Source organism: Caballeronia sp. LZ016, from assembly GCF_031450805.1.
GTDB lineage: Bacteria > Pseudomonadota > Gammaproteobacteria > Burkholderiales > Burkholderiaceae > Caballeronia.
The window spans coordinates 152932-175767 of record NZ_JARTVY010000002.1 but is presented as its reverse complement, the minus strand read 5'-3'; the positions used below and the strand labels follow the sequence as shown (position 1 = coordinate 175767).

Annotated in this window: 14 protein-coding genes; 5 read left to right on the top strand and 9 right to left on the bottom strand. The window is 65.4% G+C overall.

What is annotated here, in order from left to right:
* Positions 1–196 precede the first annotated feature (196 nt).
* The 3 genes from P9220_RS14280 to P9220_RS14270 form a co-directional block, all read right to left on the bottom strand.
* Complete coding sequence (locus P9220_RS14280) at positions 197–634, bottom strand: DUF29 domain-containing protein (RefSeq protein ID WP_309766754.1); 438 nt, start codon at positions 632–634, stop codon at positions 197–199.
* A gap of 89 nt (positions 635–723) precedes the next feature.
* Complete coding sequence (locus P9220_RS14275; RefSeq protein ID WP_309765653.1) at positions 724–4392, bottom strand: DUF748 domain-containing protein; 3669 nt, start codon at positions 4390–4392, stop codon at positions 724–726.
* A gap of 119 nt (positions 4393–4511) precedes the next feature.
* The gene (locus P9220_RS14270) at positions 4512–5990 is read right to left on the bottom strand and encodes a DUF1214 domain-containing protein (protein WP_309765652.1); all 1479 of its coding nucleotides are present in this window, start codon (positions 5988–5990) and stop codon (positions 4512–4514) included.
* 259 nt (positions 5991–6249) lie between these two features.
* Here P9220_RS14270 and P9220_RS14265 point away from each other — a divergent pair, with 259 nt between their 5' ends.
* The 5 genes from P9220_RS14265 to purU all read left to right on the top strand — a co-directional run bounded on the left by P9220_RS14265 (position 6250) and on the right by purU (position 15404).
* Positions 6250–6900: an FMN-binding negative transcriptional regulator gene (locus P9220_RS14265; protein ID WP_309765651.1), complete on the top strand. Its 651-nt coding sequence runs from the start codon at positions 6250–6252 to the stop codon at positions 6898–6900.
* A gap of 82 nt (positions 6901–6982) precedes the next feature.
* Entirely contained in the window at positions 6983–9250 is a 2268-nt protein-coding gene (locus tag P9220_RS14260; RefSeq protein WP_309765650.1) for a heavy metal translocating P-type ATPase, read from the top strand.
* A 787-nt stretch (positions 9251–10037) separates the two neighbouring features.
* Positions 10038–13106, top strand: coding sequence for an acetoacetate--CoA ligase (locus tag P9220_RS14255; RefSeq protein ID WP_309765649.1), 3069 nt, complete (start codon positions 10038–10040; stop codon positions 13104–13106).
* 241 nt (positions 13107–13347) lie between these two features.
* Entirely contained in the window at positions 13348–14352 is a 1005-nt protein-coding gene (locus P9220_RS14250) for a glycosyltransferase family A protein (protein ID WP_309765648.1), read from the top strand.
* A 176-nt stretch (positions 14353–14528) separates the two neighbouring features.
* Positions 14529–15404 (top strand): formyltetrahydrofolate deformylase, encoded by an 876-nt coding sequence (gene purU / locus P9220_RS14245; RefSeq protein WP_309765647.1) that lies wholly within the window; start codon positions 14529–14531, stop codon positions 15402–15404.
* 65 nt (positions 15405–15469) lie between these two features.
* Here the strand turns inward: purU and P9220_RS14240 are convergent, their stop codons facing one another.
* The 6 genes from P9220_RS14240 to P9220_RS14215 all read right to left on the bottom strand — a co-directional run bounded on the left by P9220_RS14240 (position 15470) and on the right by P9220_RS14215 (position 22834).
* On the bottom strand, positions 15470–16324 hold the full coding sequence (locus P9220_RS14240; protein WP_309765646.1) for a glycine betaine ABC transporter substrate-binding protein: 855 nt from the start codon (positions 16322–16324) through the stop codon (positions 15470–15472).
* Between the two features lie 108 nt (positions 16325–16432).
* Complete coding sequence (locus P9220_RS14235; protein ID WP_309766752.1) at positions 16433–17611, bottom strand: hybrid-cluster NAD(P)-dependent oxidoreductase; 1179 nt, start codon at positions 17609–17611, stop codon at positions 16433–16435.
* 23 nt (positions 17612–17634) lie between these two features.
* The gene (locus P9220_RS14230; protein WP_309765645.1) at positions 17635–18930 is read right to left on the bottom strand and encodes an aromatic ring-hydroxylating dioxygenase subunit alpha; all 1296 of its coding nucleotides are present in this window, start codon (positions 18928–18930) and stop codon (positions 17635–17637) included.
* Positions 18931–18998: 68 nt separating this feature from the next.
* Complete coding sequence (locus P9220_RS14225) at positions 18999–19757, bottom strand: electron transfer flavoprotein subunit beta/FixA family protein (protein ID WP_309765644.1); 759 nt, start codon at positions 19755–19757, stop codon at positions 18999–19001.
* A complete protein-coding gene (locus tag P9220_RS14220) occupies positions 19754–20917 on the bottom strand; it encodes an electron transfer flavoprotein subunit alpha/FixB family protein (protein WP_309765643.1) in 1164 nt (387 codons plus the stop codon). The genes P9220_RS14225 and P9220_RS14220 overlap by 4 nt, the downstream gene beginning before the upstream one ends.
* 3 nt (positions 20918–20920) lie before the next feature.
* A complete protein-coding gene (locus tag P9220_RS14215) occupies positions 20921–22834 on the bottom strand; it encodes a (Fe-S)-binding protein (RefSeq protein ID WP_309765642.1) in 1914 nt (637 codons plus the stop codon).
* Positions 22835–22836: the final 2 nt, after the last annotated feature.

The following is a 22836-nucleotide window of genomic DNA, read 5'->3' as shown; positions in this document are numbered from 1 at the left end:
GCTAAGTCAGAAGGAATCAGTGCTTGCGCTGGCCGGCTCGCTTTGCGCGAATTTCGCAAAACGGGCTTGATCGGATTTCGCGATTCCGAATTCACCTGATCCTTACCACGAAGTGGCAAACCGCGATGAAGACGGCGCGGCGCATTGAACCGCGCCCGTGACAAAAGCGCGAGCCGGGCCGCTCGCGCGTTCGCGGTCATTCCGGCAGAAATCCCTCTTCAAGCACGGATGTCATCGGCCACGGGCATGTTTCCGGGAACGAATCGAAGTCGATGCCCGTCTCGGTTTCCGCCAGATTCCGGGCCTTCATCCATACAAGGTCGAGCCACCTCGCTTCCTCGAACCGGCGTCGCAGGCTCGGCGCTTCGCTCAGAAGATAAAGCGCTTCGGTCCTTTGCGTGCGGATGGTATTCATCCAGCTCTTGCCCCGCCGCTCAGGTTGATGTCGCCACTTGAGCAGATGCGCGAGAAGCACCGACACCCTGCTCCCCAGCTCGCGTAATTGGCTCTTACCCACGTCCTCGATTTCCTCTGCAATATGCTCGATATCGATGGCCGAGAGCCTTCCTGCCCGCAGCAGCGCGACCTGTTCTTCGGCCCACGCCACCACGTCTTTGTCATAAGGCGTTCCCATCGGCTCACTCCCGTTTTCCTCAGGACTTCCGGTATCGATCATGCTCTGCAGTTCCCTCTTCATCGAGTCGTCCGAATGGCCAGTTCGCTTCACTTCAACCCCAGCTCCACGCGGCTCCCCGCGCCCTTGTCGTCGATGCCGTCCGCATTCAGCTTCGGCGCGACGACGTATATTCGGCTGCTGTCGATTTTCCCGTCGAAATACTCCTTCACCGCCTGCGCGCGCCGCTGTGCAAGATCGCGCAGCGCCGTCTCATCGACCGGAGCGTTCTGCATCAGCGCAGCCTTCATGTCGGCATCGGGCAAACTCTTCGTCAGGCCGATCATGTTGCGCGGCTTCTTGAAGTCCGCTGCCTTGTAGACCTTCGCCAGATACTTGTCGTAGTCGTCGCCTGACACCTTCACCGCCGACCAGTCGACCGACTCGCCGCGATCCGACAGCTCGCGCACCTTCGCGCGCTTCACCTGCGCATCGACCCACGCACTGCGCAAGCCCGGCTCGTCCACCTTCGGATCGACGCGGCCCGTCACATCCAGCCTGATCGACGGCTTGTCGGCCAGCGCCTTCGCAATCGTGTCCAGCTTCTTCTGCGCGGCATCGCCGAGCGTGGCCGAGCCTGCATCGAACTCGACGTAATTCAGCTCCTCGCCGCTGCCGCCGATCGCGTGCGCGAGCAGCGAGAACGGCGCGGTCACCGCTTTCTGCACGAGGTTCACGATGGCCTGCCACACGAGTCCGCCGATCGAGAACTCCGGGTTCGAGAGCGATCCGGAAATCGGAATGTTCACGTCGATCTCGCCGCGCGAATTCTTCAATAGCGATACCGCGAGCCGCACCGGCAGCTTCGTCGCGCTCGGATTGTCGATGTGGTCGCCGAACGTGAGCTGGTCGATGAACAGGTGATTGTTCGCGGTGAGCTTGTCGTCGGCGAGCATGTAGTGCAGATCGACGTTGAGCTTGCCCTTCGTGATCGGATAACCCGCGTATTTGGCCGAGTAAGGCGTCAGGTTCGTCAGTTCGACATCGTGCGCGCTCGCGGTCAGATCGAGCGCGGGTTTCTCGATCAGCGGATTGACCTGCCCCTTGATCGACACCGGCCCGTTCGCCGCGAGCTTCGCGGTGACGTCGACGGGCGCGGGCGTCGTCGAATGCGTGCCGAACGCGCCGATGGTCCCGTTGATCGCGACGAGATTCGCCGTGTAATTCGGCTTGATGAAGTCGTCGGTATAAGTCACGCGGCCGTTCTGCAGCACGAGCTGCCCGAAGCGCATGTTGACCGGCGGCCCCGACTTCGCGGTGTCCGGCGGCGCGCTCGCCGCGACCGGCGCGGACGCCGACGGCTGCGTCACCGACTGCGCCTGACCGCTGTCGCTGACGACGACGTTCTTCAGATTCAGCTTGCCCTGCGCATCCAGCAGCACGCGGCCGTAGAAACTCGCGAACATGATACGCGCCGCCTCGACGTCCGTGCCGCGCTCGCCGTACGTCGCCTTCACGCTGGTGAGGCCGAGCAGTTTCCAGCCGGCGAAGCGGTCCGACGTGGACTTGTCGAGCATCCGTACGTCCGTGAGCGAGACGTCGCCCTTATACGATGCCGCGAGCGTCTTGCCGCTGCCCGACATCGCCACGTCGCCGTTCGCGTTCAGATACGCGCTCGTCACCGCCACGTTCAGCCGGTCGCCGAAGTACGGTTCGAACGCGGAGGCGTCGACCTGATCGCCCTTCACGTGCAACGCGAGTTTCAGCGGACTCACCGTCACGTTGCCCGTCACGCCGAGCGCGCCCTTGCCGTTCAGCGTGAGCTTGCCGTCGACGGCAAGCGGTTTCGTCAGATCGTCGCTGAACTGCTTCACACTGACCGATACCGGTGCGAGATGCAGCTTCACCGGCCGCGCAGGCGTTTCGTCGGTGAAGTTCGCCGATGCCTCCGCCAGCGATATCTCGCCGATCTGATAGCGCCATGCCGGACCGGCCGCCTGCGCCTTCTGAATCTTGCGCGTCGCGGTCTGTTCGGGCGCGGCTTCGTGCGGACCGGCGAGCGCGGCGAGATTAATGCTGCCGTCCTTGCGGCGAGTCGCATCGAGCGAAAGGCCGCGCAGCTGCACGCTGTCGAGCGAGGCGGTGCGCGCGGCGACATCGACCTTGCCGATCTTCGCGTTCGCCGACGCCAGCTTGATCGGCGCAGCGCCCGCTGCATGCGCTGGCAGGAGCGTGAGCGAATCGAGCTTCAGCTCGCCGGCGCCGACCTGCACGGCGGCGTCCGGCTTCGACCAGTCGACCGATAGCGGCAGTTTCGCGCCGAGCGTGCCCGACGCGACGCGCGCCGCCACCGCATTCGCGATGTACGGCTGCAGCGGCGGGAGCGCGAGCGCGTCGAGCGTGAGCGTCGCGTCGGCGGTTTTGGCGGCGAGCGTCACGTTGCCGGATGCGTCGAGCGCGCCGCCCTTGTCGAACGCGGTCTTGAGCGTGTAGCGCGCGGGCGTTTTCGCGAGCGTCGAAAAGCCGTCGAGCGTGATCGCGACATCGGTCAGCGCGCCTTGCACCGGCTGCTTCAGCAGACGGTCGTCGAACGTGAGCTTGCCGCCGTCGATCGCCAGATGCCCGACCGACAAGTCGAGCGGCGGCGTCTTGTCCTTGCCTTCCGCGGGCTTGCGGTCCTCCGGCTTCGACGGCGACGCGAGCTTGCCGACATTCAACGCGCCCGAAGCATCGCGCAGCAGATGCACGTCCGGCCCGGAAAGCGTGATCGCGTCGAAGCGATAGATGCCGCGCAACGGCTGCATGTCCGCGATCTTCACATGCACCGCGCGAGCCGCGGCGAGCGGTGCGTTCGCGCGGTCGGTGACGGCTGCATCGGCGAGCGTCGCGGTTCCGTCGATGCGGATCGTCGGCACGTCGCCCGCGAAGGCGAATTGCACGTTGAGGTCGGTCGAGAGCCGCCCGCTCTTGACCACGACCGGCACGGAAGCCGGCGCATACGACGCCATCTGCGGCACGTCGAGCGCATCGAGCGTGAGCGCGACTTCCGATTCGCGCGACGTGGCGAACGGCTTCGTGCGGCCCTTGACGACGAGCGGCGAGCCGTCGATGCGCGCCTGCAGGAGCGGCGTCACGAAGATATCGGTCGCGGAGGGCAGGGTCGCGATGAACGGAATGCCGAGCGCGACACGATCGATGACGTGCTTCGCGTTCGTCGTCCGGTCGTCGAATTCGATGCGTCCGTTCTCAAGTTGAATGTTCGATACCGAGAAACGCGCGGGTCCGCCCGATGGCTCGGGCGTCGGCTTCGAGAACTTCGCAATCAGGTCGGAGAAATTGAAATGGTCGGCGTCATAGCGCGCGATGCTGATGCGCGGCGAGTCGATCTTCAGTTCATCGACGACGGGCGCGAGCCGGAAAAGCGAAGTCCACGAAGTCCGCACGACGAGCCGCGAAACATCGACGAAACTCGCTGTTCCGCCCGGCGCTTTCGCGATGTTCGCCGCCGATTCGCCGATATGCACGTCATCGGCTTCGAATCGCAGCGTGTACGGATTGAGCGCGATGCGGCGAATGCTGACCGGCCGGTCGAGCTGTTGCGACAACTGCGATTCGGCGACGTGACGAATGACCGGCGGCGCGGCGAAGAAGCCGAGCACGCCGACGACCAGCAATGCAATGACGAGCCCGATTGTGATGCGCCGCGTGCGGCGCGCGCGAACCACGTCGCGCAGGGTTCGCCCGGCCGTGGTGAAGGTTGACTTCGTGGTGCTTGACATTCGGTGCGCGGCGGCGCGTGCGCGCGGGATCGCCGTTCGGAAGGGGGATGCACGAGTATACGACGATGCACCGCGCCGACGTTGTCAAAACTTTTGGTGTTTGCTTGCCGTGCAGAAAGCTATTGCCGCTCGATTGCGGGGGGCGCCCACGTGCCGTCGCTTGCCTGCGGCTTCGGCGCATAGAGGCGCATCGTCAGCTGGAATTCGCCATCGGGTGCGGGCAGCCAGTTCGATGCCCGCGCCTTGCCCGGCGATCCGGCCGACACGACGACATCGATCGAGCCATCGCGATTCTTCTTCAGCCGGTCGCGATCCGACAGCGCGATGCGCGGGAGCTTGTCGTCGGCGAGCGCGCCGTCCTTCGTGTACGCGGTGAGCGTCCAGAAGCCGCGCACCGGCGGAAGCTGATTCGGCGCGAAATGCAGCACGTACTGGTTCGCGCCGTTGAGCGGATGACCCTCGCTATCCAGATGTGCGACCGGCTTCACTTCGCCCTCCTTCGTCGTCGTCGCGATCTGCTGGCGAGCGAGATACGCGCGCAAGATGTAATCGGTGCCGTATACGCCGACGCCATCGCCGAACCACGTCCAGCCGTTCCTGGTGATCGCGTTGGTCGGCGCGGTCGCGAGGCGCGCGCGGGCATCGGCGACGCCGGAATCCAGCAGCGGGGCATCGGCTTTCCTGAACTGCACCGGCTCGCCGGGCTTCACGCCGAGCGCGGCGAGACGGCTCATCGCAGGGGTATCGGCAGTGGCGGGCGGGTTGGCGTCGAGCGAGCGGGCGAGACGGGCGAAGAACGCGTTGGCGTCCAGCGCTTCGGCCTGCGCGCCCGGCGATGCCGTCGGCGGCGCGGCAGGCAGCGCCGGCACCGCGGGCAACTGGCCGCTGGAACCGCCCGGCCACGCGCCGGTGACGGCGGCGGGCGCCGCGCCGGCTTCCGCGTCCGCGCCCTTTGCGGGGGTCGCCGTGTCGATGCGCATCGCGGTCTGCAGCTTGCGCGCCTCGCGGACGTCGCGCGGGCCGTTCACCCGCACGCGCACCGACAGCCACACATAGCGCGTGCGGGTTTCGACGCGCGTCGCGTTGGCGGGCAGCGAGCCGGTCCATCCCGCCGGCACGAACGCTATCGTTTGCGCTTTCGGGAACGGCGTCGTGTCGGCGCTCGAATACAGCGCGTTGGTCCACGCGTCGAAAGCGCGGGCGTCGAGGTAGCGGCCGCGCGGCGCGGCGGGCAGCGAGACGATGACCGGCTCGGCCGATACATCGAGCCACGCGGTCGAATCGAGCGTATCGACGGTCGGCCAGCCGGTCGCACCGACAGGCGGCAGCGCCGTCGCATGACGGAACGTGTTGAGCGGCGCGCGGCCGGGCTGCCCGGCGCTGCCGCTCGCCCGCTCCCGCGCGATGTCCGACGCGACGAGCGGAAAGCCGAACGTGTAGGCATCCGCGACCTGATCCTTCACCCAGCCGCCGCCGCTCGTCTTTGCTTCGGGCGCTTTGTCGGCGGCGCAGCCGGACAGCAGCGCCATGCCGGTCAGGCTGGCCGTCATCCAGAAAGCGGCGGTCAGCGGGAACGTCCAGCGTCGGTTTTGGTTCATTCGAATTGGAATCCGGTTCTTGTTCTGCACGGGCGCACGCGTGGCGCAAGGGAGTCGACGACGCGGCCTTCGTTCCCCGTCGGGGCCCGCTTCCGGCGCTATCTCGGAATTCGGGTTTTAACGTATCCGCTGAGGATAGGCAAGGATTCGGCGCGTTTTGCTTATCACCGATGGCCTAGCAAGCCGCGTGCGCCGGCATCGCGTAACATCGGCGTCACGCACGCCTTTCCGTTCAACCTACCGTCATCGAGTCGCCACGATGTATCTGCCCGTCCATTTCGAAGAGAACCGCACCGACCTTCTGCACGCGCTCATCGCGGCGAATCCGTTCGGCGCGCTCGTCACGCACGGTCCGAACGGGCTTGACGCCAACCACATCCCGTTCGAGTTCGATGCGGCCACCGGCGAGCACGGCACCCTGCGCGCGCACGTGGCGCGGGCCAATCCGGTCTGGCGCGAAGTCGGGCCGCGCGAGGACGTGCTCGTGATCTTTCAGGGCCAGGAAGGCTACATCTCGCCGAACTTCTATCCGAGCAAGCAGGAGACGCATCGGCAGGTGCCGACGTGGAACTATGCCGTCGTGCACGCGCATGGGCGCATCACCGTGCGCGACGACGAAGCCTACGTGCGCGGCGTCGTCGCCCGGCTCACGCGCAAGATGGAGGCGGGAGAGCCTGCGCCGTGGAAAATGGGCGATGCCCCGCGCGATTTCATCGATCAGATGCTCGCGGCCATCGTCGGCATCGAGATCGAAGTGACGCGGCTCGTCGGCAAGGCGAAGCTCTCGCAAAACAAGGCCGACGCCGACCGCATCGGCGCAATCGACGGCCTGCGCCAGCGCGGCGGCGATGCAGCCGGCGCGCTCGCCGACGCGATGCAGGCCACGCTCGGCGATTCCCCGCGCGGCTGACGCCCTCTGCGCTCCTTGACCTTCCAATCGCTGGAAGGTCGATACTGGCCTTATAGGTTCAGCCAGATTCGGAGCTTTTCATATGTCATCACCTTCATCGCAGTCAGCGCGGACTGCGGAATTCGCCGTCAGCGGAATGACGTGCGCGTCCTGCGTCGCGCGCGTCGAGAAGATGCTCGCGCGCGTGCCGGGCGTCGAGTCCGTCGCGGTCAATCTCGCCACCGAGCGCGCGACGGTGCACGCGGCCAGCGCCGTCACCGACGATCAACTCCTCGCCGCGATCACGAAAGCGGGTTACGAAGCCGCGCTCGTCGCGCCGGAAGCCACGCCCGCCGCCTCGCCCCGGCGCGACAGCGAACTCGCGGTGGTGATCGGCAGCGCGGTGCTGACCTTGCCGCTGCTCGCGCCGATGTTCGGCGGCGAGCTTTCGCCGTGGCTGCAGCTCGCGCTCGCGAGCGTCGTGCAATTCGGTTTCGGCGCGCGCTTTTACGTGAGCGCGTTCCGCGCGGTGCGGGCGCTCGCGGGAAACATGGATTTGCTGGTCGCGCTCGGGACGTCGGCGGCGTGGGGCCTGTCCGTCTATCAGATGCTCGCGCACGGCGGCGCGCACGCGCATCTGTACTTCGAGGCGTCGGCGGTGGTCATCACGCTCGTGCGCTTCGGCAAGTGGCTGGAGGCGCGCGCCAAGCGCCAGACGACCGATGCGATCCGCGCGCTCAACGCGCTTCGCCCGGACAAGGCGCGCGTGCGCGATGCCGCCGATCCGTCGCGCGAGCGCGACATCCCGCTCGCGGACGTGCGGATCGGCGATATCGCCATCGTGCGGCCCGGCGAACGCGTGCCGGTGGACGGCATCGTGCGCGAGGGACGCACCCATATCGACGAATCCCTGATCACCGGCGAAAGCCTGCCCGTCGCGAAGGAACCGGGCGCACGCGCGACGGGCGGCTCGATCAACGGCGAAGGCGTGATTGCGATCGAAACGACCGCCGTGGGCGCGGAAACGACGCTCGCGCGGATCATCCGCCTCGTCGAATCGGCGCAGGCGGAAAAAGCGCCGATCCAGCGGCTCGTCGACGGGGTATCGGCGGTGTTCGTGCCGGCGATCCTCGGCATCGCGGCCGCGACGCTCGGCGGCTGGCTGTTGCACGGCGCGAGCGCCGAAACCGCGCTGCTGAACGCGGTGGCGGTGCTCGTGATCGCGTGCCCGTGCGCCCTCGGCCTCGCGACGCCGACCGCGATCATGGCGGGCACGGGCGTCGCGGCGAGGCAGGGCATCCTCATCAAGGATGCGCAGGCGCTGGAACAGGCGCACGCCATCTCCATCGTCGCGTTCGACAAGACGGGCACGCTGACGGTCGGCCGTCCCGCGCTCGTCGCGTTCGAACCCGCGCCGGGACAGGATCGCGCCGGCGCGCTCGCGCTCGCGGCGGCGGTGCAGCGCATGAGCGAGCACCCGCTGGCGAAGGCCGTCGTCGCGTCGGCGGTGAAGGCGCGCGTGCCGCACTACGAAGCGAACAATGCGCGGGCGGTCGCCGGGCGCGGCGTGGAGGCAGGCGTGACGACGCCGGGCGCGCGCCGTATCGCGATCGGCAGCAGCCGCTGGCTCGCCGAGTTGCACGCGGACGTGCCGCCCGCCCTCGCCTCGCGCGCCCGCGAGCTCGAAGGCCAGGGCAACACCGTGTCATGGCTGATGGATCTCGACCGCCCCCGCGCGCTCGCTCTCCTCGCTTTCGGCGACACGGTCAAGCCGACGGCGCGCGCCGCCATCGGCCGGCTGGCGAAAATGGGTGTGCGAAGCGCGCTCGTCACCGGCGACAACGCCGGCAGCGCGCGGGCCGTCGCACGGGCGCTCGGCATCGCGCCGGACGCGGTTCACGCCGAGACCCTGCCCGCCGACAAGGCCAGCGTCGTCGCGCAACTGAAGGCGGCGAACAGCGGCGTCGTGGCGATGGCCGGCGACGGCATCAACGACGCGCCCGCGCTCGCCGCCGCCGATATCGGCATCGCGATGGCGGGCGGCGCGGACGTGGCGATCGAAGCGGCCGGCCTCACGCTGATGCGCGGCGATCCCGCGCTGGTCGCCGACGCCATCGACATTTCGCGGCGAACGTATCGGAAGATCCGGCAGAACCTGTTCTGGGCGTTCATCTACAACCTGATCGGCATCCCGCTCGCGGCGTTCGGCATGCTTGATCCGATGTACGCCGGCGCGGCCATGGCGTTCTCGAGCGTGAGCGTCGTGACGAACGCGCTGTTGCTGCGGACGTGGCGCGCGCAAGCAGGATCGGCGGCGGGCGCGGATGCGGCTGACGAGCACGCTGCGAGTGCGATCACGCGCCCGGCATGAGAGCGTCTTTCGCTGCGATGGCCGGATACGCAGCGGCCTTTGCTCGCACGCCGAAACCGGTTCGAGCGCGCCGCATTGGAACATGTTTGGAGAACACTCGCTTGGGCACGAACCGCAGCGCCTTGCCTACCTCGCGCAAATAAACGATATGCATTTCCAGCGCATTAGGCTGGCGTCGTCGAGCCGAGTCGGTAAACGGCGCATCGGTGACGAAGTTCTATACCGGTATATATAGAACGCGTCGCGCAAATGGCCGTTGTAAGGGACTTATAGAGTGTGTCTCCTCTGCATGCGTCATTGTGGATCGAATCGCCGATAATCCGGCGAATTCCCGAATCCGCCAAACCGCAGCGAGAATGCCCCTCTGCCGAAACTGGGCGCGGCAATACCTTTCTATTTGAAAGCAATCATATTGTCAGTTGTTTAATCGGCCAGCGGATCGTGCAGTCCGGTTTCGATTCGAATCAAAGGAATGATTCCAATCTCCGCCACGCTCGTTAACGCTGATTGATATGTTCAGCTTTTCCGCACGAGTACTTATTGCTGCGCTTTGCGGTTCAAAGCACATTTTCTCCCCGAAAAGCAAGGGCGTTCTTGCCTGTTGCCCCACGGCGTTTTGTGGTTAGTCGCACATTGCGGCGCTTTAGCTCGCGGTAATCTGATTTCCGAGGAAGTGAGCCTGCCTCCGGCGATTACGCGCACCACCGAAAAATGAGAGATTCTCGGAGCCTGTCGCCGAGCACATTACAAATCCATAACCCCGTGCAAATTACAGGTGCTTCAGACGATGGAACGTCAAAACGCCATTCGGGAGAGTGCGCAGTTCTATTTGCGACAGTCCCTCTACGAGCCGACGCCGGAACGCATATCGCGTTCGCGCATGACTCGCTTTATCGAAAACTTCGAGAAGCACACCGGAGAGCACTTCGCCGATTACCCCGCATTTCACGATTATTCCGCCCGCGAATTCCGCCAGTTCTGGCGATCCTTTCTCGAATCGGCTGAAGGGCTCGAATGGTCGGGAATGGCGGAACCCGTTTGCACCAGCGACGAGATCGAAACCGCCCGGTTTTTTCCGAATGTCGAACTGAATTACGCGGAGAATCTGCTCGGCCCGCGCATCGCGCCCGACGACGCGGTGGCGCTCGTCGCCTGTTATGCAGACGGCGGCCGCGTCGCGTACACGCGCGGCGAATTGCGCGACCGCGTCATGCGGCTTGCGCAGGCGCTGCGCGAACTCGGGCTGAAGCCCGGCGATCGCGTCGTCGCGATCATGCGCAACGACGCCGAAGCGATCACCGCAGCGCTCGCCGTCGCCTCGCTCGGCGCCACCATTTCGACCGCCGCGCCCGAAAACGGCGTGCAGGCCATTCTCGACCGCTTCGCGCCGCTCGCACCGCGCATGCTGTTCGCACACACGATGCAGCGCTCGTTCGATACCGCCGGCGCGCTCAGCGCACATGTCGCCGCGGTGGCGGCCGCGCTGCCCACGCTCACCGACATTGTGTGTCTCGACGAAACGCCGCTGCCGAGCACGGTGAGAACGCGCCAGCACGAGGTGCGCGAACTGATCGAACATAGCGATCCGGCGCGCTTCACGTGGCGGCGCTTTCCGTTCAACCATCCGCTCTTCATCATGTTTTCGTCGGGCACGACGGGCAAGCCGAAATGCATCGTGCATGGCGCGGGCGGCACGCTCGTCGAGCATGTGAAGGAGCATCGGCTGCATAGCGATTTCGGCCCCGGCGACAAGCTGTTCTTCTTCACCAGCTGCTCGTGGATGATGTGGAACTGGCAATTGTCGGCGCTTGCGTCGGGCGTGCAGATCGTCACGTACGACGGGCCGGTGGCGGCGGTGGACACGCTATGGCGCATCGTCGCGAACGAGCATGTCACCGTGTTCGGCACGAGCCCCGCCTATCTCAAGATGAACGAGGACGCGGGCCTCGAGCCCGGCACGCTCTACGACCTCTCCGCCCTGCGCGCGATGATGTCGACCGGCGCGGTGCTCTACGACTCGCAGTTCCACTGGGTGCATCGGCACGTGAAGCCGCTGCAGCTGCAGTCGATATCGGGCGGCACGGACATCATCGGCTGCTTCGTGCTTGGGAATCCGAACCTTCCCGTGCATGCGGGCGAAGCGCAATGCAAGACGCTCGGCCTGAACGTGCAGGCGTTCGATCATGGTGTGCCGTCGAACATGCCGGGCGAGCTCGTCTGCACCAACCCGTTTCCGTCGCGCCCGCTCGGTTTCTTCGGCGATACGGACGGCTCGCGCTTTCACAAGGCGTATTTCGCGGAGAACGAAGGCGTCTGGACGCACGGCGACGTCATCGAGTTCTCGCCGGACGGCGGCGCGCGTCTGCATGGGCGCAGCGACGGCGTGCTCAACGTGCGCGGCATCAACGTGAGTCCGGGCGAGATCTATCGCATCCTGAGCGACGTGCACGAGATTCGTCAGGCGATGGCCGTGCCGCAAACCGGCCCGCGCGCCGGCGATGGCGGCCAGCGCATCGTGCTGCTGCTCGTGCTGCGCGAAGGCGCGCATCTCAACGCGACGCTCGCCATCCGCATCCGGCGCGAACTCACGCGACACGGCTCGGCCGCGCTCGTGCCGGATGTCATCGTGCAGGTCGCGGGCTTGCCGGTCACGCACAACGGCAAGCCGTCCGAAGCCGCCGCACGCGATGCCGTCAACGGCCTGCCCGCGCGCAACGTGTCGTCGCTTGCGAATCCGGACTGTCTCGATGGCATTCGCGAGCATCCGCTGCTCGCGCGCGCGCAGTCCGACCTGCCCGCGCCGGGGGAATCGGCGGAAAGCATCGAAGCGTATCTGTGCGCGCTGTGGGAGCAGTATTTCAGCTTCTCGCCCATCGGCCGCGACGACAATTTCTTCGAGCTCGGCGGGCATTCGCTGCTTGCGGCGCGCATGCTGGCCGACATCAAGCGGACGACGAACCGCACGCTGCCGATCGCCACGCTGATCGTCGCGCCGACCATCGCCCGGCTCGCGGCTGTCATCGCCGCCGATCCGGGCATGAGCGCGGAAAGCTCGTCGCTCGTGCAGATGCGCGCGGGACGCGGACGGCCGCTCTTCATGGTCCACAGCATCACCGGCTCGGTGATGGAATGCCTCACGCTCGCCGGCACGCTCCAAAGCGAACGGCCCGTCTACGGCCTGCAGGCGCGCGGCCTCGATGGCGATGAAGCGCCGCAGCGCAGCGTCGAGGACATGGCGCGCGCCTATGTGCTGCGCATGCGCGGCGTGCAGCCGAGCGGACCGTATGCGCTCGTCGGCTATTCGTTCGGCGGACTCGTTGCGTTCGAGATCGCGCAGCAGCTCGTGAAGGCGGGCGAGCAGATCGAGATGCTCTGTCTGCTCGATACCTATGTCCACGAGCGCTGCCTGCCGCTCACCGCGTGGACGCGGTATCAGGCCAATATGATCGCCTACCGCATGCGGGAGTTCCGGGCGCTCGGCGGGCGCGAGCGCATCGCGTACGTGCGCGGCAAGGCGTTCGCGATGAGCGATCGCGTGCGGATGCGTTTCGGCAAGACGGCGCAGCGCCCCGGCGCCGAAACGCGCGGGCTGCCGCCGCCGCTGATGCTGGTGCGCGAGTCGATGCGCGTTGCGATGACGACCTACAAGCCGCGCCGCTATCTCGGCGGGCCGATCGTCTATGTGCGCGCCTCGATCCAGCAGGACGATCGCGGCGATCCGCTGCCGGTCTGGCGGCGCGTCGCGAAGCAGGGCTTGCGCATCATGCAGGTGGAGGGCCGGCATAACGATCTGGTCGTCGAGCCGCAGCTCCTTACCGTTGCGCTGGCGCTGACGAACGCGCTCGCGGGTGCCTGAAACCGCACTCGGCGCCACATCGCCGGCGGTCCCGCGGGGCAGGCCGGCTTCCCCATGTCGATAGAATTTCCTCGAATTAAGACAACCCCGATAGGAAATAACCGGGTGTCTCCTCATACTTCCGAATCTGTAAAAAAGCCGCATTCAGCAAGTCGAAAACCGCGCTGCGCCTCTGCCTGGGGCCATCGTTCCTTCGTTCGCTGGAGACGGGAAACGCTTAACCGTTACACCCGAGACCGCCTTGTCATCCTCGCCCCTCGTCACTGTCGTCATTCCCGCCTTCAATGCAGAGCCGTTCATCGGTGAGGCGATCGCCTCGGTTCAGCGTCAGACTCTCGAAGACTGGCAGCTCATCGTCGTGGACGATGGCTCGACCGATCAGACCTTGTCCGCCGCCCGGCAGGCCGCAGGCGACGACAAGCGCATCCGCCTGATACGCTTCGACCGGAACGAGGGTATCAGCGCAGCATCGAACGCCGGCTTCGACGCGGCCCGGGGCGAGTTCATCGCCCGCGTGGATTCGGACGACCGCGCGGTTCCCCACAGGCTTGCCGCGCAAGTCGCCGCCTTCCGCGAGAACGAACGCCTGGCGGCGGCCGGCTCCCACGCAAGCGTCTTCGGCGACGTCCCCGACGGCGTCGCCTATTGCGCGCAGGGCGACGGCAATATCAAGGCACGGCTGCTCGACGGTCTCAACACGATCAGCGGCGGCACGCTCATGGTGCGTCGCGCTTTCGTTCGCGCGCATGGCGTCCGGTTCGACGATTGCGCGCGCAGCGCCGAGGACCTCGACTATCTCACCCTGGTCATGGCGGCCGGCGGCCAGCTCGCGAATGTCGATGAAGTCCTGACCGAGCACCGGTCGCATCCCGGCAGCTTCACCAACAGCCAGACGGACATCGCCGGCCCGTGGCTGCAGACGGCGCGCCGCCGCCTCCTCGCGCTGTGGTATCCCGATCTCGACCCGCGCGACATTGAACGCATCGTCATTCTGTTTCTTAATGTCTATCCCGGCGTGACCGACGAACTGTTCGCCATCGTCAAGGCGATCGATCGCCTCGTGAGCGCCCGCGCTGCCGATTTCGGGCAAGACGTAGCCATCGTCCACGAGATCGTCCTGGACCGAATGACCAGGATGCTCGGTATCTATCAGGACAACAAGGTCATCGATGCTTCGCAGATCCGGACCATTCGTCACTTCGTCGCGCCGCAAATGCGCGCCGCTCTCGACAAGCTCAGCTTCTAGATGGAGCGTTGGCCACTTCGCGATGCGCCGTCCGAAGGGACAGTGTGAATCGCCGGCTGACGCTTCCATACCATTGCGACGGCGCATCGCTTCTATCTCCGTATTCTGGCGTTTGCTCTACTAGCGGCACGCTCGCCCGATTCCGCGGCGAGGCATCCTCTGGAACGGAGCCACGCATGTCAGCCGAATCACGCCTCAATCAACTGGTGCTTACCGTCGCGTGTCCGAGCGCGGCCGGACAGGTCGCCGCCATCGTCGGCTTTCTGGAGCGGCATCACGGCTATATCGACGAACTCACCGTGTTCGACGACGACCTCAGCGAACGCTTCTTCGTGCGCTGCGTGTTTCATGCGGCGCGGCGCGAAGAAACGCTCGATCTCGACATGCTGCAACGCGAGTTCGGACCCATTGCCGCGCGCTTCTCGATGACCTGGGCGATCCACGATCTCGCCGTGCGCCCAAAGATGCTCATCATGGTGTCGAAGCTCGAACACTGTCTCGCGGACCTCCTGTTCCGCTGGCGCATGGGCGAACTGAAGATGGATATCGTGGGCATCGGATCGAACCATACGGACCTCGCGCCGCTCGCGCAGCAGCATGGGCTGCCGTTTCACCATCTGCCCATCACCGCCGATACCAGGCCGCAACAGGAAGCCCGCCTGCTCGACCTGTTCGACACATCCGGCGCGGAACTGATGATTCTCGCGCGCTACATGCAGATTCTTTCCGGCGATACCAGCCGCAAGCTGGCTGCCCGCGCGATCAATATCCATCACTCGTTCCTGCCGGGCTTCAAGGGTGCGAAGCCTTACCATCAGGCGCATACGCGCGGCGTGAAGCTGATCGGCGCGACGGCGCACTTCGTCACCGACGATCTGGACGAAGGCCCGATCATCGAGCAGGAAGTGGAACGCGTCGATCATTCCTATAGCCCTGATCGCCTCCTTGCGACCGGGCGCGATGTGGAATGCATCACGCTGGCGCGCGCGGTGAAGGCGTTCGTCGAGCGGCGCGTGTTCATCAACGGGGAACGCACCGTCGTTCTGCGCTGAACGCGTGCAAAGCAAAAGCGCCGCTCATGAGCGGCGCTTTTGCATCATGCAGCATACAACCGGGCTTACTTCACCCAGCTATCCACCCGATCCCCGTGCGCGCTGATCCACGCGTCAGCGGCCGCGACAGGCTTTTCGCCGTTCTGCGTGGCGAGCATCACGCTATCGATTTCACCCGGTTTCCACTGGAATTTCTTGAGGAACGCGACCACCGGCGGCGCCTTCTTTTCCAGCTCGGGATTCACGACGCTATCGACATGCTCGGCTTCGCCGAACACCTTCTTCGGGTCTTCGAGGAACTTGAGCTTGTACTTCGCGAACATCCAGTGCGGCTTCCAGCCCGTCACGATGATCGGCTTGTTCGATGCCTCCGAGCGCGCCAGTTCCGCCGTCATCGCGCTGCCTGAACTCGGCATCAGCTTGTAATCGAGGTTGTAGGCCTTGATCGCCTCGCTCGTCTTTTGCATCACGCCCGCGCCCGCATCGATGCCGACGATGCGCGAATCGAATTCCGCCTTCTTCGCCGGCAGGTCCGTGAGGCTCGTCACATCGACATTCTCCGGCACGATCAGGCCGATCTTCGCGTCGTTGAAGTTAGGACCGAGATTCACGACCTTCGACTTGAAGTTGTTCCAGTACGCGCCATGCGTGACCGGCAGCCACGCGGACAGCGTCGCATCCAGATCGCCGCGCGCCACGCCCTGCCACATCACGCCCGCCGCGACGGGCACGAGCTGCACCTGATAACCGAGTCGCTTCTCGATGATGCGCGCCGCCACATTCGATGTCGCCACGCTATCGTCCCAGCCTTCGACGTAGCCGATCTTGATGGTCGGCTTCGTATCGGCGCTTGCCCCCATGCTCGCTGCAAGGGCCGCACTCATCGCGCCCAGCACGAACAGTCTTCTCATCGCTTTCATATGGTTTCCCCTTTGCGGCCCCACGCCGTGCAGTCAGAATCGCCAGCCAGAAATGCCCTGTAACGCGCTTTTGCGACATCCAGTTGTCAAGAAGCGACGCGCGAATTTCTACTTGTCGACGACGAGATCGCTCAACGGCTTGCTGCAACACAGCAGCACCATGCCCTGATCGATCTCGCGCTGACGGATGCCACCCGCGTGCTTCATCGCGACCTCGCCCGATACGAGCTTCACCTTGCAGGTGCCGCACATGCCCTGCGTGCACGATGACGGCAAGCGCACGCCCGCTTTCTTCGCGGCGTCGAGCACATGTTCGCCGCTGCCGCATTCGATCTCGCGCCGGCTCTTGGCGAACGCGACCTTGTACGTCGTGTCGACGGGCGCGGGCGCGAAGTTGCTGGTTTCGACGAGCTCGCCATCGGTGGCGATGGCATCGGCGACATGCGCGGTCGTCAGTTGCGACGCGACTTCGGCGATCGTCTCGAACGAGAAGCTCTCTTCGTGATAGTGCTTGCGATCGAAGCCGCCTTCGTCGAGCAGATCGCGCACGGCCTTCATGTAAGGCGCGGGACCGCACGTGAACACTTCGCGATCGAGATAGTCCGGCGCGATCAGCCTGAGCAGCGGCAAGCTGAGAAAGCCCGTGACGCCAGGCCAGTTCGTGCGCGCGCCGACGCGTTCGCAGACGAACGCCGTGCGGAAATTCGCCTGATTCGATGCGATCAGGTCGAGCTCCCGCGCGAAGATGATGTCGTCCGGCGTGCGCGCGCTGTGCACGAACACGATGTCGGCATCGTCGCCGAGCTCATGATGCGCGCGGCTCATCGACATCAGCGGCGTGATGCCCGAACCCGCCGACAGGAACAGGAACTTGCGCGCCGGATGCCGCGCGCAGGTGAATTCGCCCGATGGCCCGAGCACGCGCACACGCGCTCCCGCAACCACGTTGTCATGCAGCCAGTTCGACACCTTCCCGCCCGGCACGCGCTTCACCGTGATCGAAATGGTATGCGGGCGCGTGGGCGCGGAAGAGATCGTATAGCAGCGGTTGACCGGCTCGCCGTCGATATCGAGCTCGAGCGTGATGAACTGCCCCGGCTCGAACACGAACGCGCGTTCATCGGGCGCCTTGAAGAAAAAGCTCTTCACGTCATGCGTTTCCTGCCGCACATGACAGCAGACGAGCGTGTCGTCGACGTCGCTATTCCAGCGCGCGGGCAGCGCGCCCCAGAATTTCGGCTGGGTCACGCGGCTCTTCGTCGGCTCGAACGTGGCCTGATCGCGCATCATGATGTGCCTCTCTAACGCGCTTAGCGCATGAAGGAAACGATTTTCTCGCCATGCGATGCGGGCGCTTCGCCGGGCGCGTTCGCATAGCCGTCGAGACGCCCGATGTACCAGTCGCAGAACTTCTCGACGAGGCCTTCGGTATAGGGCGAATACGGGCCCGGCTGATACGCGCTGCTGCCCGCGCCGAGCTGCGAGTACTCGACGAGCGTGCGATCCTGCTCGTTCGTCGCGCGCCATACGGCCGTCAGATTGTCGACGTCGTAATCGATGCCTTCGCGCGCATCCTTGTGCACGAGCCACTTCGTGCGAACGAGCGTTTCGCCGGCGGAAAGCGGAATCACGCTGAACGTCACGATGTGATCGCTCATGAAGTGATGCCACGAATTCGGCTGCGTCCAGAACGAGAGGCCGCCCAGGTCCGCGCGTTCGAAGCCGCCCAGGAGCTTCCTGCATGCGACCTTCGCATCGAGCGTCTGCGATTCGCCGTCGCGATCGAGCGGCAGGCGCTGCGTGCGAAAGCCGGTGACGAGATCGGAGAGGCGTTCGATTTCGGCGGACGGCAGGTTCATCGCTTCCCACTGCTTCGTGCGCTCCACGACGGTGCGCTCGAACGCGGCCATGCCCTCTTCGTTCGCGGGCGAACGTTGATAGCCGAAGCCGTATTCATAAAGCGAGATGGTCAGCTCCGGATGGTTCGCGACGCAGTGATAGCACTCGCGATTGTTCTCCATCGTGAGCTTCCAGTTGCCCTTCTCGATGAGATCGGCGCTTGCCGCGATCTTGCAATCCTTGAGGCCGTGCGGCAGCAGATACGGCTCCATCGCTTCGCGCATGACGGCAAAATCGGCGGGCGGCTCGTCGGCGAGACAGATGAAGATGAGGCCCGCGAGGTTCTGCACATGGACCTTTTTCAGGCTGTGCTTGCAGCGGTCGAACTGGTCGCCCATGTGCTCGGCGAACATCAGGTCGCCGGTCAGGCTATACGTCCAGCTGTGATACGGACACACGATATTGCCGAGCGAGCCTTTTTCCTCGTTGCAGAGGCGCGCGCCGCGATGACGGCACACGTTATGGAACGCGCGCACCTGCATGTCGTCGTCGCGCACGATCAGGATCGAGTCGTTGCCGATATCGACCGTCGTGTGATCGCCGGGCTCGGGCACATCCGGCTCGATCGCGACCTGAATCCAGTGCTGCCCGAAGATCGCCTTCATATCGAGCGCGTGAATCTCTTCGCTCGTATAGAACGGCGCTTCGAGCGTGTAGCCCTTCTTGCGGCGTTCGATCATTGCGCGAACGTCTGCCGAAACTTTCATCGTGTGCTCCTGCATCGCTTTTGGCCGCTGTTGTGCCCGTTTGTCTGCCCGACTGCCGTGCGTCGATATCAGTAATCGACGAGTTGATGCTCGCGCAAATACGCCAGTATCACTTGTGCTTTTTCGACGGAACTCCCTTCAATTACGACGCTGCCCCCACGGCTTTCCGTCGTCGTCGCCGAGAGCATCCGCGCGTGGCCCGAGCGCTTCTCGGGCGCGGCGAGACGCTTCGGCTTCGCGGTGACAGGGCCGAGCGTCCACACGCCCTGTTCCTTGTCGGCCAGTGCGCTCGCCGCGACGGGAGCCACGCGCCCTTCCTTCATGCGCGCATACGCATAACGCGGCGCGGCGTTCGCAAGCGGATGAACGGCGACGAGCGCAGGCACTTGCACGCGCACGCGCCGGCGCAAGCCCTTGGGCATGAACTGCCGCACTTCGACGCCATCGTTCGTTACGCTCACATCGACCGCGGAGCCGACGAGCGCAATGTTCAGCGCATCCGCGAGCCTGTACGGCAGCGTGCCGCTGTCGAATGCGCCTTCCGCGCGCGCGCCCGTCATCACGAGTTCATAGCCCGCGAGCCGTTGCGCGAGCGCGGCGCAGGCATCGCCCGATGTGTTGAGCACTTCGACGCGCGGCGCGCCAAGCGCAAGGTATTCGGCAAGCGCGGGACTGGCCGGATCGCCGGCATGCAGCACATCGAGTTGCGCGCCGTGCTGCTTCGCGATATCGAGCGCGATGGTCAGCGCCGCGGCATCGTTGCGGCTGTAGCGCGCCGTGCCACTCACCGGATGACGTCCCACGGAAACGAGTACGGCGATCTTCATGCGAACGCTCCTTCCGCCAGCGATGTCGCGACGATCGACGCCCCGCTCGCACGCGATGCTCGCGCGGCGGCGGCGGCATCGGTCAGCGCCTTGATGGTCTCTTGCGTGTCCGCGACGATCGTGAGGTTCGCGCGTTTGGCGATGGGCGCGCTCGCATCCGTATTCACCGCGATCACGTGACGGCAATCCTTGATGCCCTGCAAGTGCTGCACCGCGCCCGAAATGCCGAACGCGATATACACGCTGGCTTCGACGGTCTTGCCGGTCGCGCCGATCTGCTTGTCGCGCGTGAACTTGCCGTCGTCGACGGCCACGCGGCTCGCGCCGATCGCCGCGCCGAGCGTCGAGGCAAGGGCTTCGAACGCGGGGACATCGGACACGCCGTTGCCCGCCGAGATGATGAAGTCCGCTTCTTCCAGCGCGACCTGCGCGGCGTCCATCTCTTCGATGCCGAGATCGACATAGGCGCTTTCGAGCGAAGCGGGCACGATGCCTTCGCGCTGCACGCGTTCGCCTGCGCCGACGAACGGCAGTTTGGCGTCCACGGCGTTGGGCGCGAGCAGGATCACATCCGGCAATGCGCGCGATGCGATCGCGCGGCCAGCCTGCGCATACGATGCAACGTGCGCCGCATCCAGCTCGACGACGTGCGTCGCGATACCGGCGTCGGCGTGTGCGGCGTAACGCCGGCCGAGATCGCCATCGCCGGTAGCGTTGTCGGGCATGAAGACATGCGCGGGCGCAAATGCCGCGACGCATGCCGCGAGTGCGCGCAGTTCGTCGTCGGGCGCATAGCGGCGGCGGTCGAACGCGTCGAGTTCGATGAAGCGGTCGGCCCCGAGCGATGCGGCGTCATCGCTGAAGGCGCCGAACGCGATCAGCACGACTTCGGTCTCATCGTCCGCAAGCAAGGCGGCGGCCGCGAGCGCCTGGCGCGCGTGATCGTCCAGCGCGCCGCGGTCCGTGTGCGCCGCGACGAGCAGCGCACGGCGCGCAGCCTTCGTCGTGCGACGCGGCTTGACCGCATCGTGATGCGCGGCATGCGCCGCAGTGAAGTCGAGCATGGCGCCGCTGCCAATCTCGCCGAGCGTGATGCGCCTGAGTCCTGCCGTCGTGATGACGAAGGGCCGGCGCGGATCGATTCGTTTGATCGTGTTCATGCGTTACTCCAGTGCTGCGGCGACCAGCTCCGCCACGTCGAGCACTTCGGGACGAGGACCGACCACGCCTTCGAGCATCGCGGTGCATTGCGGGCAACCGACGGCGACCACTTCAGCGCCGATCGCCTTCGCATCGCCGATGCGAATGTCCGGAATGCGCTGCTTGCCGGGGATATCGGTCAACGGCGCGCCGCCGCCGCCGCCGCAGCAACGCGCACGCATGCCGTGGCGTTCCATCTCGACCACCTTGATGCCGATGGTCTTCAGCAACTTGCGCGGGGCTTCGGTTTCGCCGTTATAGCGGCCGAGATAGCACGGATCGTGATACGTGATCTTCTTGTCCGCGAGCACCGCAGCGGCCTTCGGCGTGAGCTTGCCGCTCGCGACGAGTTCAGCCATGAACGCCGTGTGATGCTGCACTTCGTAGAAGCCGCCGAGCGCGCGATATTCGTTGCGCAGGCTGTGCAGCACGTGCGGGTCCGTCGTCACGATGCGCCTGAACGTGTAACGCGAAAGCGTATCCATCAGCTTGGCGGCGCACTGCTGGAACGTGGCTTCGTCGCCGAGGCGGCGGGCCGTGTCGCCCGTATCCGTTTCCACGCTGCCGAGCACCGCATAATCGACGCCGGCCTTGTTCAGCACCTTCGCGAATGCACGCAGCGTGCGTTGATAGCGCATGTCGAACGCGCCTTCGCCTGCGATCAGCAGCACATCGACCATGCGGCCCGGCTGTGCCACCTGCACCTGCAAGTCCACGGACCAGTCATAGCGCGCACCGATGTCGAAGCCGTTCGCGCTGCCCGTCTCGCGCAGGTTCGCGAGCGTGATCGGGCCTTTGCCCGGCACGTTGCCTTCGACGAGCGTCTGATTGCGGCGCATGTCGACGATCGCATCGACGTGCTCGATCAGCATCGGGCACTCCTGCACGCAGGCGCGGCAGGTGGTGCAGGACCAGATGGTGTCCGCTTCGACCATGCTCGAGATCAGCGGCTTGCCGGGCGCGCCCGCATGTTTGCCGACCGGTATGCCCGGCGTGGGGCTGCCTGCATAGGCGGCGTCGGTTCCGCCGACCATGCCCGTCACCAGGTCCTGAATCAGCTTCTTCGGATTCAGCGGCTGACCCGATGCAAACGCGGGACATGCCGCTTCACACTTGCCGCACTGGACGCACGCATCGAAGCTCAGCAGTTGATTCCAGCGGAACTCGATCGGCTTGGCGACGCCATATTCCTTCGCATCCAGCACGGGCTTCTTCAGTGCAGTGGGCGGCACCACGTCCTGCTCGTGCTTCGCCTTGAAGCGCTCCTGGCGTGGATGAAACGCGAGATGCAGGAGACCGGCCATCGCGTGCTTCATCGGGCCGCCGCGCGCCGCGCCGAAGGTCATCGTGTAGGCGCCTGCCCCGATCAGCAATGCGACGATGATCGCGAGCGCACCGGACATCCACGTTGCGGGCAACAGCATGAACAGCGCAAGGCCGAGTGCGAACGAGCCGAGCAGCAGCGGCAGGCTGTCCCACGGTCCATGCGACAGACGCGCGGGCACCTCCTTCGCGCCGTGCCTGCGCTTGTAGACGAACACCGCGCCGACCAGCATGATGAGCGCCGCGATGAAGATCGCCTTATCGAGCCACGGCGAATAGATCGCAAGCCCGTAGTTGAGAAACACGAGCGCCATCGCGAGGATCGCGCCGCCCGCCGTCGCGACGTGCGTTCTCGCGATATACGGATCGCGCGCCACGACATGATGCAGGTCCACGAAATAGCGCTTCGGGATGGTCAGCAGGTTGCCCCAGCCATAAGCGCCCGCTGCGGTCGCGCGTCCTTCGCGCCAGTATGCTGCGCGCCTCATGACGGCGAAGGCGAGGCCCGCCACCGAGGCCCACAGCAAGACGGTGATGACAAACACGGGATTCATCG